At 40.8% G+C, this 18,071-nt stretch carries 12 protein-coding genes and 1 pseudogene; 9 read left to right on the forward strand and 4 right to left on the reverse strand.

Annotated features, from left to right (window positions below):
• Positions 1-59 precede the first annotated feature (59 nt).
• Together FTV50_RS02905 and FTV50_RS02910 are read right to left on the reverse strand one after the other, a co-directional pair.
• Positions 60-2,300: a TonB-dependent receptor family protein gene (locus FTV50_RS02905; RefSeq protein ID WP_373683665.1), complete on the reverse strand. Its 2,241-nt coding sequence runs from the start codon at positions 2,298-2,300 to the stop codon at positions 60-62.
• Positions 2,301-2,442: 142 nt separating this feature from the next.
• Entirely contained in the window at positions 2,443-3,144 is a 702-nt protein-coding gene (locus tag FTV50_RS02910) for an SIMPL domain-containing protein (RefSeq protein WP_180023446.1), read from the reverse strand.
• Between the two features lie 484 nt (positions 3,145-3,628).
• Between FTV50_RS02910 and FTV50_RS02915 the strand changes: the two genes are divergently transcribed.
• Positions 3,629-5,002 (forward strand): diaminobutyrate--2-oxoglutarate transaminase, encoded by a 1,374-nt coding sequence (locus tag FTV50_RS02915; RefSeq protein WP_180023447.1) that lies wholly within the window; start codon positions 3,629-3,631, stop codon positions 5,000-5,002.
• 3 nt (positions 5,003-5,005) lie between these two features.
• Complete coding sequence (locus tag FTV50_RS02920; protein ID WP_180023448.1) at positions 5,006-6,538, forward strand: aspartate aminotransferase family protein; 1,533 nt, start codon at positions 5,006-5,008, stop codon at positions 6,536-6,538.
• 360 nt (positions 6,539-6,898) lie between these two features.
• On the opposite strand, the pseudogene FTV50_RS02925 reads toward FTV50_RS02920, so the two are convergent.
• A pseudogene (locus FTV50_RS02925) lies at positions 6,899-7,952 on the reverse strand (Rieske 2Fe-2S domain-containing protein).
• Positions 7,953-8,362: 410 nt separating this feature from the next.
• On the opposite strand from FTV50_RS02925, the gene FTV50_RS02930 reads away from it, so the two are divergent.
• The 6 genes from FTV50_RS02930 to FTV50_RS02955 all read left to right on the forward strand — a co-directional run bounded on the left by FTV50_RS02930 (position 8,363) and on the right by FTV50_RS02955 (position 16,897).
• A complete protein-coding gene (locus FTV50_RS02930; protein WP_180023449.1) occupies positions 8,363-9,391 on the forward strand; it encodes a substrate-binding domain-containing protein in 1,029 nt (342 codons plus the stop codon).
• Positions 9,392-9,491: 100 nt separating this feature from the next.
• The gene (pstC, locus tag FTV50_RS02935; RefSeq protein WP_180023450.1) at positions 9,492-10,871 is read left to right on the forward strand and encodes a phosphate ABC transporter permease subunit PstC; all 1,380 of its coding nucleotides are present in this window, start codon (positions 9,492-9,494) and stop codon (positions 10,869-10,871) included.
• Positions 10,868-12,259, forward strand: coding sequence for a phosphate ABC transporter permease PstA (gene pstA, locus FTV50_RS02940; RefSeq protein ID WP_180023451.1), 1,392 nt, complete (start codon positions 10,868-10,870; stop codon positions 12,257-12,259). Before pstC ends, pstA begins: the two co-directional genes overlap by 4 nt.
• 13 nt (positions 12,260-12,272) lie before the next feature.
• Positions 12,273-13,196, forward strand: coding sequence for a phosphate ABC transporter ATP-binding protein PstB (gene pstB, locus FTV50_RS02945; RefSeq protein ID WP_218950702.1), 924 nt, complete (start codon positions 12,273-12,275; stop codon positions 13,194-13,196).
• A 190-nt stretch (positions 13,197-13,386) separates the two neighbouring features.
• The gene (gene sohB, locus FTV50_RS02950) at positions 13,387-14,349 is read left to right on the forward strand and encodes a protease SohB (protein WP_180023452.1); all 963 of its coding nucleotides are present in this window, start codon (positions 13,387-13,389) and stop codon (positions 14,347-14,349) included.
• 340 nt (positions 14,350-14,689) lie between these two features.
• Entirely contained in the window at positions 14,690-16,897 is a 2,208-nt protein-coding gene (locus tag FTV50_RS02955; RefSeq protein WP_180023453.1) for an Ig-like domain-containing protein, read from the forward strand.
• A gap of 57 nt (positions 16,898-16,954) precedes the next feature.
• Here the strand turns inward: FTV50_RS02955 and FTV50_RS02960 are convergent, their stop codons facing one another.
• On the reverse strand, positions 16,955-17,584 hold the full coding sequence (locus FTV50_RS02960; RefSeq protein WP_180023454.1) for a DUF2238 domain-containing protein: 630 nt from the start codon (positions 17,582-17,584) through the stop codon (positions 16,955-16,957).
• A gap of 212 nt (positions 17,585-17,796) precedes the next feature.
• Between FTV50_RS02960 and FTV50_RS02965 the strand changes: the two genes are divergently transcribed.
• Positions 17,797-18,036 carry a hypothetical protein gene (locus FTV50_RS02965; RefSeq protein WP_180023455.1) on the forward strand — a complete coding sequence of 80 codons (240 nt, stop codon included), beginning with the start codon at positions 17,797-17,799 and terminating at the stop codon, positions 18,034-18,036.
• The last annotated feature ends 35 nt before the right edge of the window (positions 18,037-18,071 follow it).

The raw sequence follows: 18,071 nt of genomic DNA on the forward strand, positions 1-18,071 counted from the left end.
CCATATATTTTATTCAATAAAAATCCCACATGCAGTGGGATTTTTATATTTAGGCCAGTTTAAAAGTCGAACGAAGTTTGTAAGAAAAAGGTACGTGGCTGACCGATATATTTACCACCTGTTGCATCTGATGAACGGGTGAAATACTGTTTATCAAAGACATTCTTAATGCCAGCGGCAACTTTAACCCCTTGCAGCGAACCGCTAAAGTCATAGCCTGTACGTACAGCGAAAGTTGAATAGCCAGGAATATCGCCCAGTTTACCGTTTGCAGTTTCTTCAGTTTGATAGATCCCCGAATCTTGGTTGCCGGGTGCACGTTGTTTAGATTGTGCATACATGTCGGCGTTGATTGACCAAGCATCATATTTATAGCCTAAGCCAAAGTTTGCGACATTTTGTGAATAGAATGGCAAGTCCTTACCTTTGAAATTACCTGCTTCAGCAACTGCCTTGGTATAGGTGTAATTACCATAGGCTTTCAAGCCTTCGAGGGTGTCAGCTAAATGTCCAAAGTCATAGCTAAAACCGGTTTCGATCCCTTTATGACTTGTAGCACCGAGGTCAGTCCAAATGCCATTGTTTGCAGCATCACGTTCTAAAATCAGTTCTTTGTCAAAATCTAGATAAAACGCAGTCAATTCAGCACTCAAACCATTGCCTAAATATTTTGTACCAATTTCATAGTTATTAGACTTTTCAGGATGTAAGCCATCTAAGGTGGTGACCGCTGTAGTGCCTTGTGTTTTTGCTAATTGGTTATATTGCTGTGGACCAAAAGATACACCGGCATTAGCAAAGAAATTCCAATGGTCTGTTGCTTTATATAGGACAGCTAAACTTGGTAAAAATTCATCTGATTGGATCGATGGATGAACAGTATTTTGTAATACGCCATTTTTATAGGCACTAAAACTGTTTTGCGTATCAATCGATTCAAAACGAACGCCGGGTGTAATATTCCATTTACCCAATTCTATACGGTTATCGATATAAGCTGCGTGTGCTTTGGTGCCACCCGCACTACGTGTACGTGCAATAAACTGACCGGGTTCAGCATCTGCAGCGTATTCAGTACGGCCTGCGAACTCGGTGCTTTCTTCATCCATATAACGGTAGCCTACAGTCACTTCATTCAGCGTGCTACCTAAGCTATAGCTACGAGAATAACGTGGCTCAATGGCAAAGACTTTATAATCACGCGGTGAGGTATCTAAGCGATGATTACCATTGGTTAATGTGGATTCAAGGTTGCTGGTACGGAATGAATCGATGTAATAACTTAAAAGTTCAAAGTTATTCGTGTCATCTTTATGTGTATAACGTAAGGATACATCTGAACGACGGCCAGTGAAAAAGTCACGATAATGCGACGTTTGATATGGATTTACTTCGAATTCAGCAGTGCTTAAACCTTCAGGCATTTCACCTGTACCATCGTAGTGATGTAAATTTAACGCGATTTTATCCTGATCAGTTATGTCATAAGCGGTTTTTAACATGACATCATCAATGTCATTTTTATTGTTCGCTTCACGATAACCATTGCCTTTAGTACCTGAATAAAGCAGGGCTAAGCCTAAACCATTATCTAATGTTCCACCAACGAACAGACTAGGACTTAATTTTACCTGATCTGTACCTGTTGCATATTCAGAGTTTAATGCCATGGTACCTTTAAAGTCTTCAGGAATGCTACGTGTGGCAAAGTTGATAATACCGCCGACATTTTGTGGCCCAAAACGGACAGAACCTGCACCACGGACTACATCAACAGATTCTATATTTCCTAAAGAGACAGGCGCCATCGAAAGCTGTGGTTGGCCATACGGTGCAAATGACATTGGTATGCCATCGATCAACACAGTTGAACGTGGAGAGAGGCGAGAAGTTAATCCACGAACGCCAATATTTAATGAAACATCGCTACCGCCAGTACCATTATTTTCTTGAACCTGAACACCAGGAACTTGGCGTAACGCATCTTTAAGAGATGTTGCTGCGCTTTCGTTTAAGCGTTTACGGTCAATGATGGTCCGCGCACCGGCATGCTTTTGCACCTTCTTTTCATTGGCGTTTTCCAGCCAGTTCCCTTGAGTTTCAATGGTGATGGTCGGTAAAACATCAGCTTGCGCGGTCTCTGTATTTTCAGCAGCAGAAGCCATAGTGGCAACCATGCTTATACCTACGGCAATAGTTAGCGGTAATAACGGGAAATTTTGAAGCTTTGGAGATTTTTTGCTTGAACTATACATAAAAGTGTGAGCAATGGAGAGAGAGCGCGTATCATAATCTTGCATGCGATAAATTTAAATAAGGATGATTATCATTTAAAACTATGAATATGATTAAGCTAATAGACTTTTTAATTTAAATAAAGAATAGGTGTAATTTATAGTCAAAAAAACCGCGCTAAAGCACGGTTTATTGAAATATACTTAATTATTTAAACTGGATGGTACCGTTGGCATTTACCGTGATTTTAGATTCGCCACCTGCCATTTCTTGTTCAGGAATAGCATCGGCACTTGCAGCTTTCATCATCGCCATACGCGGAACTGGCTGACCACCATAATTGCTGGTATTTAAATTAATATTAACTAAGTTGTAGCCTGATTTATTCCATGCCTGAGCGAGCGCTTGGGCACGTTGTTGAAAGTTTTTAGAGGCTTCAACCATGAGTTCATTTTCTACTTTTTTTCGCTGTGCATCTGACACGCTAAAGCTGATGGATTGAGTTTGGAAATTTTGTTGTAACTCGCTCACCAATTGGCTAGCTGCTTTAAAGTCTGTACTTTCTAAACGCACTTCGGCACGACCACGCCATTCTTTCAATTTACGACTGTCATTGTCATAAATCGGGTAGGTGCTTTGAGACCCCGTTTCGATTTTTACCGCAGGGTATTTACGGGCTGTGTTCACCGCTTGGGTCATCAATTGGTTGATTTGGGTAGCAAGTTCAGCCGGTTGTTTATTTGATTTTTCAATATATAAAACGGCATACATTTGGTCGTTCGACACTTGGCGAGTAGCATCCGCCTGAATGTTCACGATGTTATAATTGAGTGGGTCAGCTGCTTGAGTTGCTGCTGCCAAACCTAGACCGGATGCTAATAAAACAGTGGATAAGATAATTTTACGCATTGTTATGACCTATTCTTCTTTCAGAATGACTAATTTAGCTTATGCTGTTATCTTAAAAGGGGATTATGATGGATTAAAGGAAAATCTGTGGTGGGATTGTAAATCTTTCAAGAAAAATAAATGTAGTGCTTGATGAATTATTTATTTAAATAATCAGTACTTAGTTGTTTAAATAATTGATGATTACAATAATCATTCATAAGTTGTAAAAAAGCATAAAATAAAAAGGTTTTCTTTGTTTTGTCACACTGTAAGATGATAATTCAAGATATCCATGGAATAGATCTGTTTTTTCTCTAAATTATCTTTTTATTTGATCATAAAAGTGATTTATTTTCTTGAAAAAGTCTGTATCATCCGCCCTCTAGTTAGCCATTATATAGAGAGCTCTTAAAACTAACTGGAACTCATAAAGCACCGAGTCAAAGGACCGCAAGTCACCCGACTTATTTCTTTTAACCCATATCAGAGATGGTAATTCGATATGAGCGTTTCTTCTGTAAACCCTGCCACTAATTCTACTAACGAATACTATTTGACTCGCCAAAGCCAGATGGAATCCAATGTTCGTAGCTATCCGCGTAAACTTCCACTTGCGATAGCAAAAGCTTTAGGTTGTTGGGTTACTGATGTTGAAGGTACAGAGTACCTCGATTGTTTAGCTGGGGCAGGAACATTGGCATTAGGCCATAATCATCCTGCGGTAATTCAAAGTATCCAAGACACACTTGCAAGTGGCCTCCCATTGCATACTTTGGATTTAACAACGCCTTTAAAAGATGCTTTTACTGAAGCACTACTTGAGCAATTACCTGGTGGTAAAGAAGAGTATTGTCTACAGTTCTGTGGCCCGTCTGGTGCAGATGGTACAGAAGCAGCAATTAAATTAGCAAAAACTTACACTGGTCGTAGTTCAGTAATCAGCTTCTCAGGTGGCTACCATGGTATGACTCACGGTTCTTTAGCAATGACAGGTAACTTGTCTGCTAAAAATGCTGTGAACGGCTTAATGCCGGGTGTTCAATTTATGCCGTATCCGCATGAATACCGTTGCCCATTAGGCATAGGTGGTGAAGCGGGTGTAGACGCATTAACGTATTATTTCGAAAACTTCATTGAAGACGTAGAAAGCGGTGTAACGAAACCTGCAGCTGTAATCTTGGAAGCAATCCAAGGCGAAGGCGGTGTAGTGACTGCACCTGTAAAATGGTTAAAGAAAATCCGCGAAGTGACTGAAAAGCACAACATCGTGTTGATTCTTGATGAAGTACAAGCGGGCTTTGCACGTTCAGGTAAAATGTTTGCCTTTGAACATGCAGGTATTGAGCCAGACGTCATTGTAATGTCTAAAGCGGTAGGTGGTAGCTTACCACTTGCAGTATTGGGCATTAAACGTAAGTTTGACGCATGGCAACCAGCGGGTCACACGGGTACATTCCGTGGTAACCAACTTGCTATGGGTACTGGTCTTGCAACAATCAAAACCATCAAAGAGCAAAATCTTGCGCAAAATGCACAAGAGCGTGGTGACTTCTTACAAGCTGAATTGAAAAAATTAGCGGTAGAATTCCCATGTATCGGCAACGTACGTGGCCGTGGTTTGATGATTGGTGTTGAAATTGTTGATGAACGTCAAAAAGCAGATCACATGGGCTCATTACCAGGTGATTCTCAATTAGCAGCCGCAATTCAAGCAGCATGTTTCAACAACAAATTGTTGTTAGAAAAAGGTGGTCGTAACGGTACTGTCATTCGTTTACTTTGCCCATTGATCATCAATCAAGCTGAATGTGAAGAAGTGATCGTTCGCTTCAAGAAAGCACTTGCTGAAGCACTTGTTGCAACTCGAGGCGCGTAAGACATGGTAGATTTTGCAGAACATCGTAAAGCGTTATTCTGCAATGATGCACAATCCATTGCTGACTACCAGTCAGCAATGGGCGAAGCGGTAAAAGCCGTTTCTGCATGGTTGCAAAATGACAAAATGTACACCGGCGGTAGTATTAAAGAGCTTCGTAGTGCAATTGCATTCAATCCTTCTAAAGAAGGTATGGGTGTACAAAAATCACTAGACCGTATGGTTGAGCTGTTCTTAAACAAAAGCTTAAAAGTACATCACCCACATTCTTTAGCGCATTTGCATTGCCCAACAATGGTAACAAGCCAAATCGCTGAAGTGCTCATTAACGCGACAAACCAATCTATGGACTCATGGGATCAAAGCCCTGCAGGTTCATTGATGGAAGTTCAATTGATTGATTGGCTTCGCCAAAAAGTGGGCTACGGTGCAGGTCAAGCAGGTGTATTCACCTCTGGCGGTACGCAGTCTAACTTAATGGGCGTTTTACTTGCACGTGATGCGTGCATCGCGAAAAACTGGAAAGACGAAAACGGCAATCCGTGGTCTGTTCAGCGTGATGGCGTACCATCTGATGCTATGCGTAACGTCAAAGTTATTTGTTCTGAAAATGCGCACTTCTCTGTGCAAAAGAACATGGCGATGATGGGTATGGGCTTCCAATCTGTTGTGACTGTTCCTGTAGATGCTAACGCACGCATGGACATGGACGCACTTGAGAAAACCATGGCGCACCTTCAAGCTGAAGGTAAAATCGTAGCATGTGTAGTTGCAACTGCGGGTACAACCGATGCAGGCGCAATTGACCCATTGAAAGAAGTTCGTGCAATCACCAATAAATATGGCGCGTGGATGCATATCGACGCAGCATGGGGCGGTGCACTGATTCTTTCAAATGACTATCGTTCAATGTTAGATGGTATTGAACTGTCTGACTCGGTAACGCTTGATTTCCATAAGCATTACTTCCAAACGATTTCATGTGGCGCATTTTTGCTTAAAGATGAATCGAACTATCGTTTCATGCATTATGAAGCTGAGTATTTAAACTCTGCTTATGATGAAGAGCATGGCGTTCCTAACTTAGTATCTAAGTCACTACAAACAACTCGCCGTTTTGACGCGTTGAAATTGTGGATGACGGTTGAAGCGTTAGGTGAAGAGCTTTACGGTTCGATGATTGATCATGGTGTAGGTCTAACACGTGATGTTGCAGACTATATTACTGCCACTGACGGTCTAGAAATGTTGGTTGCACCACAATTTGCATCAGTATTGTTCCGTGTAGTGCCAGCAGGCTACCCAGCTGAATTGTTAGATACCTTAAACCAAAACGTAGCAGACGAATTGTTTGCACGTGGTGAAGCGAATATTGGTGTAACTAAAGTAGGTCAGGTTCAATCTTTGAAAATGACGACTTTAAGCCCAGTAGCGACTTTAGACAACGTGAAGAATTTGCTTGCTCTGGTGCTTGCAGAAGCTGACCGTATCAAAGGCCCAATCGCTGACGGTACATATACACCTGCAATTGACTAATTGTCATTTTGTAGCTGTAGGTGAAGGGGCTCGTAAGAGCTCCTTTTTTTTTGTTTTAAATGAAAAGGCGCTTAATTTTTACATGGCCGCAATTTTTCATTGGGAGATGATAGTTTACTGCGTAGGCAGATTGTTACTTTGAGGGATCAAAGTAACTAAAATCCTTCTCAGGCAAAAGGTACATCCATGTGACCTTTACCTTACAGCGACATCCCTGTCGCCAGTCGCGATAGTCATTGATGTTTATCATTTGATGAATGAGATACCACAATATTTATAACCAATATAAGGCTTGTAAAGGAGTTTCCCTCTCCTTGTAGGAGAGGGTTAGGGTGAGGTGAATGCAATACGATATTGATGTTATGCCGCAAATAATGGACTAAAACCTTTTTTATGCAATAATTTGCGGTACATGCTGGAACTGCGGTCCGCTGGAAAATGCGCTTCGATGCTTAAATCTAAGGGTAAATATTCAGGCTTTTGCGATTCAGAGACTAAACGGTCCTCCTCAAATATTTTCAGGTTAAAGTCATAAGCATCTTCGACAGGTAAGTCTTTGTCATAATTGCGGCAAATGGGAGCAAATAGACGGGTAGAATGAGCAGTCATCGGTGAAGCCGCATTCATAATCACTTGTTTGGTGTCGTTGGGAAAATGAATCGTCAGTGTTGCAGTAAAAGGCAGATGTATTTCGAAATAACGTAGCCATTGAAAACCTTCTTGACCTCTTTGATCTAAACCAATGGGGGTAACGTTCAACACTGCTCCAATAGTCCGCATTATAACCTGTTACTGTCTCAATAGTTTTATAGTCGGCTACTTCAACATTTTCAGGATCGCCAAACGTATCGGGATGTACCCATGCAAAATGCGCAACATCAATAAAACCTTCAAGCTGCCGGCCTGCAAAACATTGAAAATCTACCGTTGGACAAACCAATTGTTGAAAATCTGCATCTTCCCAATTGGGCATGCTAGGTATATTGGGTTCAGCTTCAGAATGAGCCGTCAGATTGCACTAGATCAAACCATAGCGCTCTACCGCTGCATAGGTGCGTAAATTAAAGTGCGGTGAAATTTTCTGTTCTGGATGTGCAGGAATACGGTTGCAATGACCATGTTCATCAAAGCGTAAGCCATGATATCGGCAGACCACGCCTTGACCATCATTCTTGCCTAAACTTAGGGGTACGCCGCGGTGTGGGCAGGCATCTTTAGCTACAATCAGTTCATCTCCCATTTTATAAATGACGAGCGGCATATCTAAAAGCATGGTGCCATAAGGCTGTTTTGTAATGTCTCGAGCGAGTGCAATCGGATACCAATATTTCGCAAGTAAGTGCCAGTCATGTTCTTCAAAAGTCATATGCACAGGCAAGTCTGGATTAAATGTCGCAATGGCTTTACTGGTCATTTTAGGCTCTGTTTTTATGTAAAGTTGCATATTGAGCTAACTAAAAATGTAATGAAATTTCAATTATTGGAATAACATGGAATAAAAAATCGAACATGCAAATGTGCATCATTCAGAAAAAGAGGACAATTTGAAAAAAGAAAATAAGACAAAATATGACAGTGACATGAATTCTTACGAATATCAAAGTAGAAATAAATAAGACCAATACTTTGATAAATTTCATTACGTATTGAAAAATAAAGAATTATATTTAAATCAATGAGCAATCATCAATTATCATAAAAGCGTCATAAAGATGTAACCTAACTGTCATACTCTAAAATCAAAATGCAGATATCGAAAAAGTACAAGACTTTAAAAATAAAAGTGGCGTACTCCAATAAATGCATCAATTAAGAGAGATGAGAATGCGCTTAAATCATATCGCACTTGCTATGGTACTCACTACTGGGGCAACAGTCGCTACAACTGCAAATGCAGGTCGTGACACGATCCAAATTGCTGGTTCTTCAACTGTACTGCCTTATGCAAGTATTGTTGCAGAAGAGTTTGGTAATACATTCCCACAATTTAAAGCACCTGTCGTAGGTTCAGGCGGTACTTCAGGTGGTTTGAAACAATTTTGTAATGGTGTAGGCGATAACACAATTGATGTTGCAAACGCATCTCGTAAAATTAAAGGTACTGAATTGGCTGCATGTAAAAAAGCAGGCGTTAACCAAATCCTAGAAATTAAAGTTGGATATGACGGTATCGTATTTGCATCAAACGCTAAAAAAGCCGCATTCAAACTTCGCCCACAGCACGTATTTGCTGCACTTGCTGCTGAATTACCTTCAAAAGGTAAATTGGTTCCAAACCCATACACACGTTGGAATCAAATCGACCCAACTTTACCAAACGAAGCAATCACTTTAGTTATTCCTGCATCAAATCACGGTACTCGTGAAGTATTCCAAGAGAAAATGGTAGATGCTGGCTGTGAAACTTACCAAGCATTTGCGAAGCTAGATAAAGATGCAAAGAAAAAGGCATGTTCTACATTCCGTAAAGATGGCCGTGTAATTGAAATTGCTGGTGACTATACAGAGACATTGGCACGCTTAAAAACTTCACCTAACGCTGTAGGTGTATTCGGTTTAGGTTTCTATGATCAAAACCGTGACAAATTACGTGTAGCGACAGTAAACAATGTTGCGCCATCTGAGAAAACAATTCTGAATGGTTCTTACCCTGTATCACGTCCATTGTTCTTCTACGTGAAAGGTGAGCATCTTAAATCAATCAAAGGCTTGAAAGAATTTACAGAATTCTTTGTAAGCAAAAAAGTATCTGGTAAAGGTTCTAAGCTTGAAAAAGCAGGTCTGATTTCAATGTCTGACAAAGAACGTGCTGCGGTACTTGCAAACTTCAAAGCGGGTAAGGCTGTTAAATAAAAGTATGGAATTAGCCAATGGCAGGGTCGACCTGCCATTGGTTTTTTTGCAAAGAAACAGTTTTTTCAAAATGTGTCATTGAAGAAACAGTGGAGATTACATGAATCTGCTCCTCATTGGTGTGTTACTGGCGATTATTGCCATTGCCTATCAAGTTGGCTTAACCAAGAGTCGTAAACTTGCAGGTAAAGGGAATAACTCAGCAATGCTGCATTCTCGACCGGGCTATTATGGTGTTTTGGTCGCTTTATGGTGTGGGATTCCCGCTTTTTTAATCTTGATTGTTTGGAACTTGGTTGAACCGAGTATTTTTCAACATGTTATTTTAAATAATGTTCCTGAAAATATTCGTTTAAGTTTAGATCCTGCAAGCACGAGCGTAATGGTTGACCGCGTTCAAGCGATTGCTTCTGGTTTTGGAGTAAGTGATACGCCAGCTGCATATGAACTTGCAGCAGCAGAACAGTTAAAGAAAATTGAAAGCATCGGCTCATATGCAAAATTGGCCGTTGTGATTTGTGCGGCATTGATTGGTTTAGTCATGGCTAAACGCCGCATCGCAGAAAAATATCGTGCACGTAACCAAGTCGAAAAAGTCATTAATATCGCATTGGCATTATGTTCCGGTGTCGCCATCCTGACAACAGTTGGCATTGTGATGTCGATGTTTAGTGAAGCCATGCGTTTCTTTAGTTTTGTCAGTCCACTAGATTTCTTCTTAGGCACTGAATGGAACCCCGGTTTTAGTACGTCAGGGAATGCCGAAGGTAGTTATGGTTTGCTGCCACTTCTTTGGGGCACACTCATGGTCAGTGGTATTGCGCTATTGGTTGCTGTTCCTGTTGGTTTGATGATTGCTATTTACTTGGCTGAATATGCAAAGCCAAGTTTCCGTGCTTGGGCAAAACCTGCCATAGAAGTTCTCGCAGGTATTCCAACCATCGTTTACGGTGTATTTGCCTTAATGATTATTGGACCCTTTGCAAAACAGCTTGGCGCATATATTGGACTCGATATTAATGCAACCAGTGCTCTAACAGCAGGCTTTGTGATGGGGATTATGATTATCCCATTCGTTTCATCATTATCTGATGACATCATTACTCAAGTTCCTCGCGCGCTTCGTGACGGTTCACTCGGTTTGGGTGCAACAAAATCAGAAACTATTCGCCAAGTAGTGATACCTGCAGCTTTGCCGGGCATTATCGGTGCATTCTTATTGGCAGCATCTCGTGCAATTGGTGAAACCATGATTGTGGTACTTGCAGCAGGGAACAGTCCTTTACTACACATTAATCCGCTCGAAGCAGTGTCTACAGTCACCATTACCATCGTAAACCAATTAACAGGTGATACAGACTTTGCGAGTCCTCAAGCATTGGTTGCTTTTGCACTCGGTTTAACACTGTTTGTGATTACCTTAGGGCTGAATATTGTTGCACTGTACATTGTGCGTAAATACCGTGAGCAATACGAATGAGTACGACGAATACATCAAACATGGATCAAAAATTTGATTCACATGCAGCCGCTGAGCTTCGTGAAAAACGTAAGAAAATCATTGAAAACTCTTTGGCGAAAAGACATCGTAAAGAAAAGACTTTCCGTGTCTTGGGCTTTAGTGCAGTAGTGACTGGTTTATTTTTCGTCGTGCTATTGTTTGGTAGTATTTTAGCCAAAGGTTTACCTGCATTTTGGCAAAGCTCAATGACGGTACCTGTGTTTTTTGATCCAAACATTGTCAAAGTTGGTGCGAAACCAATTCAAAAAGAAGGTGAATCACCTGCACAGTTCCAAGAGCGTTACATTGCTTGGCAAACTGAAATGGGCATGGTGGATTGGGATGCGCTCATCGTAAATGGCATCATAGCAAAAGATCCAGCGATTGCCTCACAACGTGATGATCTCAACAGTTTATATACAAGTTCAGAAGCTTATCGCTTACGTGACATGGTAATGGCAGATCCGTCATTGATTGGTAAAAAACAAGATTTTAAAATCCTTGCAGATGCTAATGTCGATGTCTGGTTGGCTGGTAATATTGACCGCAGCTTGCCTGATGAACAGCAACAACTGAGCCCAGAAGTACGCCAACTCGCAGATAAACTCAAAGCTGACGGTGTTATCACCAACTCATTTAATACTGAAATATTTAAAAATCCAGACTCTCGTAGCTCACCTGCAACTTCAGGTTTAGCAGGGGCGTTTATGGGTTCACTCTTCATGATGCTGATCGTGATCATTATTTCGATTCCAATTGGTGTAGCATCTGCAATTTACTTAGAAGAGTTTGCACCTAAAAACTGGATTACCGATGTTGTCGAAGTCAATATTAACAATCTAGCAGCGGTTCCTTCGATTGTCTTTGGTTTGCTTGGTGCAGCGATCTTTATTGGTTGGATGCATATGCCGCTTTCGGCTCCTGTGGTTGGTGGTTTAGTTTTAAGTTTGATGACTTTGCCAACGGTCATTATTACCACACGTGCTTCACTAAAAGCTGTTCCTCCATCGATCCGCCAAGCCGCTTTAGGTTTGGGGGCATCACGTTTACAAACTGTATTTCACCACGTCTTGCCACTGGCATTACCAGGTATCTTAACCGGTGCCATTATTGGTGTTGCGCAAGCCCTAGGAGAAACTGCTCCATTATTATTGATTGGTATGAGTGCCTTTGTAGCAAGTGTACCAGCCACTCCTTTAGATCAATCCACTGCATTACCTGTACAAATTTTCCTTTGGCAAGGTAATGAGCTACGTAACTTCTTTGAAGGACGTACCGCAGCAGCAATCATTGTACTTCTTGCTCTCATGATCGGCTTAAACAGTTTAGCCATCTGGTTACGTAAGAAATTTGAAGTACGCTGGTAATTGAGGGCATTATATGAATAGCGTCGTTACAACTGAAAAGAATTCCTTATATCAGGATAAGTCCGTGAATCCAGAACAAACACAATTTACCTCTGCTCAGGGCAGCCAAAAACAAACCAATACTGCGTTTGTGTCACAATTCGATACGCAATCTAGCGCGAAAAAAGATGCGAAATCGAGCAATGTGAAAATCAGTACCAATGATGTGCATGTGTACTATGGCGAATCTGAAGCGATCAAAGGCATTGATCTGAACATTTATGAAAATGAAGTGATTGCCTTTATTGGACCGTCTGGTTGTGGTAAGTCAACGTTTCTACGTACGCTCAACCGTATGAATGACACGATTGATTCTTGTCGTGTGACAGGACAAGTGCTCATGGATAATCAAGACATCTATGATCCAAATCTTGATGTGGTGTTACTGCGTGCCCAAGTAGGTATGGTTTTCCAAAAGCCGAACCCATTTCCAAAGTCAATCTTTGATAATGTCGCTTATGGTCCAAAACTTCATGGTTTGGCACGTGATAAATATGACATGGAAGAAATTGTAGAAAATAGTCTGCGTAAAGCAGGTCTTTGGGATGAAGTGAAAGACCGTTTAAACCAACCGGGTACGGGACTTTCAGGTGGTCAGCAGCAACGTTTATGTATTGCGCGAACCATTGCTGTCAGTCCTGATGTGATTTTGATGGATGAGCCTTGTTCAGCACTCGATCCGATTGCAACAGCAAAAGTGGAAGAACTCATCACCGAGCTATCCGCGCAATATACTATTGCGATTGTGACGCACTCAATGCAGCAAGCAGCACGTGTATCTGACCGTACCGCATATTTCCATTTGGGTGATTTGATTGAAGTGAATTCCACTGAAAAAGTCTTTACCCAACCAGATCATCAGCTGACAGAAGCGTATATTACGGGGCGTTTTGGTTAATCTAGACTGTTTTAAAATAGAGCCGAAAGGCTCTATTTTTATGGGGGGGATAATTAGGTCAAAAAGTCTTGATAAAAATAAAATGCTCAATTTGGCTCAATGAGAATTATTTTCAAAAAATAGATTGAATTTTTGCAATGGAACCCACATGTTATACAACATAAATATGAATTAAATGAGTTTCAATTTTATGCTATTTCATAATCCCAAGTTACCTGCGGAAATTCGTGTAAGCCACTTAAATGCACGTATTAATGAACAACGAAAAAAAATTGCGCAAACCACTGCATCTAAACTTGAGCTGCTGCAACTAAGCCAACAATTATCAAAAGAAGCGCGCGCACGTAAAAAGAATAACCAAAAAATTTATGTTATCGATTTTAATGGTGATACCGCTGCATCTGCGGTGACAAGCCTGCGTGAAGAAATTACCCTAATCTTAGCGACAGCAAAAGCTGGGCGCGACCGCGTGGTTTTACGTTTAGAGAGCCCAGGTGGGATGGTGCATGGCTATGGTCTGGCTGCAGCACAATTGGTACGTTTACGTGATGCTGGATTTAACTTAACCATTTGTGTGGACAAAGTTGCTGCAAGTGGTGGCTATATGATGGCCTGCATTGCAAATGAAATAGTTTCAGCTCCATTTGCAGTTGTGGGATCGATTGGCGTGGTTGCACAAGTGCCAAACTTTAACCGTTTATTGAAAGAAAAACATATCGATTTTGAACTGTATACAGCAGGTCAGTTCAAACGTACCGTCACTATGTTTGGTGAAAATACGGCTGAAGGTAAAGCTAAATTTGAAGAAGAGTTACAGCAAACGCATAACTTGTTTAAACACTTTGTTGAAAAATACCGTCCTCAGCTCAATGTCGATAAAGTCGCAACAGGTGAGCATTGGTATGGGCAAGATGCCCTTGATCTTAATTTAGTCGATAAGCTCCAAACGTCAGATGAATATCTATTAAGTCTCATGCCACAACATGATGTATATATGATTGAAACCCGCAAAAAGCCAACACTTGGTGAGAAGTTGGGCTTACAAGCAGCACAAATTGCGAATTCATTGGTTCCTGCAGTCATGTCTAAAGTGATGGAGTCATTGAGCAAAGCCAATTCGAGTCTCGTGCAGTTGCGTGATCCTAAACTCTAAAATCGTTTTTGTTATGATGTCTTTAAAGCTCACTTCGGTGAGCTTTTTTTATTCTAAATGACGCTACTTTGAAAATTGCAGCAAGCGCGGCTAATAAACAGCAATCATTTATAAATACTTTGATAATTTTGATTATCCAAACTTGGCTGAATCTAAAATATTAAAATGGATAGAACCATAGAAACCGCTGTTATTGGCGTAGAATTTAAGGTGAAAAATTAAATAAATATAATTCTGATGAATTTACATCCAGAATGGTTTGTCTGTTCAGCACCAATTTGATAAGGTACTTAACTAATTATTTATTAGATGTTTATTACATAATAACACTGAGGGCGAAATGACAAAAATTGTCGTGATATCAAAGAAAGATCAAACGATTTTAAAAGAAACTCAGGCCACAAAAATACAAATATCTCAACCGTCCGTTATTCAGTTAGAACTCAAGCCAGCCGATATTCAGTCGATCCATAGGGTAGGTAATCAATGTGTGATTACCCTGAAAAATGGTCAAAAAATTGTGATTGATGATTTTTATACAGATGACTTTGGCTCTGATAATTCTTTGCTCGTGCATAGTGGGCCAGAGCAATTTGAATTGGTTGAAATGGATGTCGATGGCAAAACAATTAGCTATCGTTCTGTGAATGAATTTATGCAACCTTTAGCTGCATCGACTCAATTAAGTCAGGCGACAACACCAGCTCAAGCTACAGAAGTTGCAAGTGAGGATGATGGTTCACCATCGCTACTTAAGGCGGGATTGGCGATCTTAGGTGCAGAAGCGGTATATCTGCTGGCATTTGACAAAGAAGATGATAAATCCTCTAGCAATGACAAAACAGCGCCAAGTACGCCAACTGGAAGTTTTGATAGTGACGGAAAAGTCGTGTCCGGTAAGGCGGAAGTGGGTGCAACGGTTTATATCGTAGATGCGAAAGGCAATACGATTGGTCAATCTAAAGTAGATGCCGATGGCAACTATAAAATTACTTTAGATGACGCGATTACAGACGGCAATCGCGTAATTTTGTACGCTAAAGACAAGGCGGGAAATAGTTCACAATCGACGATATTGACGGGTAATAAAGATACAATTTCGCCGGACGCGGCAAATGCACAAGTGGATGAAAGCGGTAAGTTTGTCTCTGGTTTTGCCGAAGCTGGTGCAAAAGTTTATGTTTATGCTGCAGATGGCACAACGCTTTTAGGTGGGCCTGTGACTGCGGCAAGTGATGGCAATTTCTCCATTGCATTAAGTAATACTTTACAAGCAGGTGAGACGGCTAAAGTCATTGTAGAAGATAAAGCCGGCAACAAATCTGAAGTGCAGTCAGTTGAGATGGGCAAAGATACGCTTCGACCTGATCAACCTAAGATTGAAGTGAATAAAGCCGGAACTGAACTGGTTGGTACTGCCGAAGCCAATAGCACCATTCAAATATTAGATGCAAATTTACAAGTCATTGCTACCACTACGGTAGATGCCAATGGTCAATTTAAACTGACATTGTCCCCAGCACTGTCGGATAGTAATAAGACAACTATTATTGTGGTTGATGCAGCAGGGAATCAATCGTTACCTTTAAATGTCACTGCTGGAACGGATAATACGGCACCCGTTGCACCAACAGCAATAATCAATACTGATGGTACAGAGGTGTCGGGAAGCGCTGAAATTGGTGCCAAAATTACCATTAAAAACAGTGCAGGAAATACGCTTGGTACCGCAACTGTAGGTGACGATGGTCGCTATACGGTGAAATTAAGCAGCGCAGTAACAGATAATAATGTTGTCCAAGTGACTGCGACAGATGCCGCTGGCAATAGCTCAAAGAGCACGCAAGTCATTGGAACAAAGGACACGATTGCTCCTTCCGCGCCGACATTGACGACTGTGTATGATGATCGCGAGACTACAAAGCTCACCATTAAACAGGGGGAGAGCACTCAAGATTCAACCCCAAGTTTTGAAGGCAAAGGTGAGGCCAATGCCACGATTACCATTTATAAAAATGGCGTCGCAGTGGCAACGGTCAAAGCAGATACCAGTGGAAAATGGTTGTATACACCAGAATCTGACTTAGCGGCAGGTAAGTATAGCTATAGTTTTACCCAAACGGATCTGGCTGGAAATACCAGTGCCAAAAGCTCAGCATTTGATTTTACCGTTGAAGCGATGGTAGTTGCCAAAGCGAGTTTATTCTTGATCTCAGAAGAACAGGCTTCGGATGAATTACAAGATCAAGCATCAGTGTTAACTGATGATAATAGCGTGTTTGATGTACTTGCACAGCACAGTATGTCGAGCTTTAGCCTAGACGAAACTAATGCATTCATTCCTAATGATCAAATTGATTTGAACAGCTTATTGAGCAATCAAGAACCAAACATTGCTCTTGATGAAATATCAGATGATTCATCTTATTTAAATCCGTCTATCAATCCGGTATCGGGTGTCACAGCAGTTTCAAATACAGAGCTTCAAACAGCATGGGGCGCTTTAGATCCGTTAGATCAAACCTTAAATGCGCTACCACTGTATTAATACATCCATTCATGAATAAAGCGATAAAAAAAGCACTCTGATGAGTGCTTTTTTTATTTAGGATTTTTTCTGATTGAAATATAAAAGGCCGCCAGTGATCATCGCACCAAATGTTGCCAGCAGCATATCTTTATGCGCATCCCAAATATCACCTTGTTGCCCATTGTAATTTTCAGCTTCCTCTGGTGATAAGCCAATGGCAATTAGCCATTCGATCCATTCATAAAATAAACTGGTCGCCATGACGAATTGTACGACTAATAAAAAGAGTGTTCCCGCTTTTAACTGCGGTAGCCAGATTTGAAATATGCGATAAAAGAACGGGTAGAGCAGCAAACCATAGGCAAGATGTACAAGCCGATCATACATATTCCGGCTCCATCCCATGCTTTGGTCAAGGTTGAAACCGAGGAGAGCTTGTGTCCATTCAGAATAAGGCACATAAGAATATAAATAATGGGCACCAATGACATGAATCAGTAAAAAGCCAAGATACAGACAAACTGTTGTGAAAGTTAGTCCTATTTTATAGAGGAGAACGAGCAACACGATCAGCATAAACGCTGTGCCGATTTGATGGAGGATATACGCTTCCATTTCTAAAGGTTGGATACTGGCGATCACAATGGCAAGAGTTAATAATGCAAAAGCTAAGATGTGCTTAAGTTTTAATTTGAAATCAAACATGAAAAGGCAAAGCTCAAAATTTTTATTGGTGTGCAATGGTTATAATTCGCGGCAAGTATAGCCATAATGCGATGAAAGGTGTTAGTTCGACGGCGTTAGAATTTGTGCATTATTTTTTCAAATGTCATCAGCTAGCAACTAGGGATAAGTATTTTCAAAAAGATTGTATTAAACTCAGATGTATATCGAAGTTTATGTATTTGGAAGTAACTATGGCCGTTGTTGAGGCATTTATTGCGACTCAAAATTGTTATTTTAACTATGAGTTTGAAGAACTTAATTTAACAGATGATTTTCCAGAAGAGCTCTCTGTGTCTTTGCGCGGCATGATGTTTCGCCATGAGATTCAATATCCCGATGCCACATATTATGTTTATTATTCAGATGTTTTAACAGGCTGTGAATTGCAACGGATGAAAGATGATTGGGCGAAATATTGCCCTGCAGAATAAAATTACGTCTAAATTTTCTATCTCCTTGTATAAGA

Origin of the sequence: Acinetobacter sp. YH1901134 (assembly GCF_013416965.1) — a bacterium.
Taxonomy (GTDB): Bacteria; Pseudomonadota; Gammaproteobacteria; order Pseudomonadales; family Moraxellaceae; genus Acinetobacter; species Acinetobacter amyesii.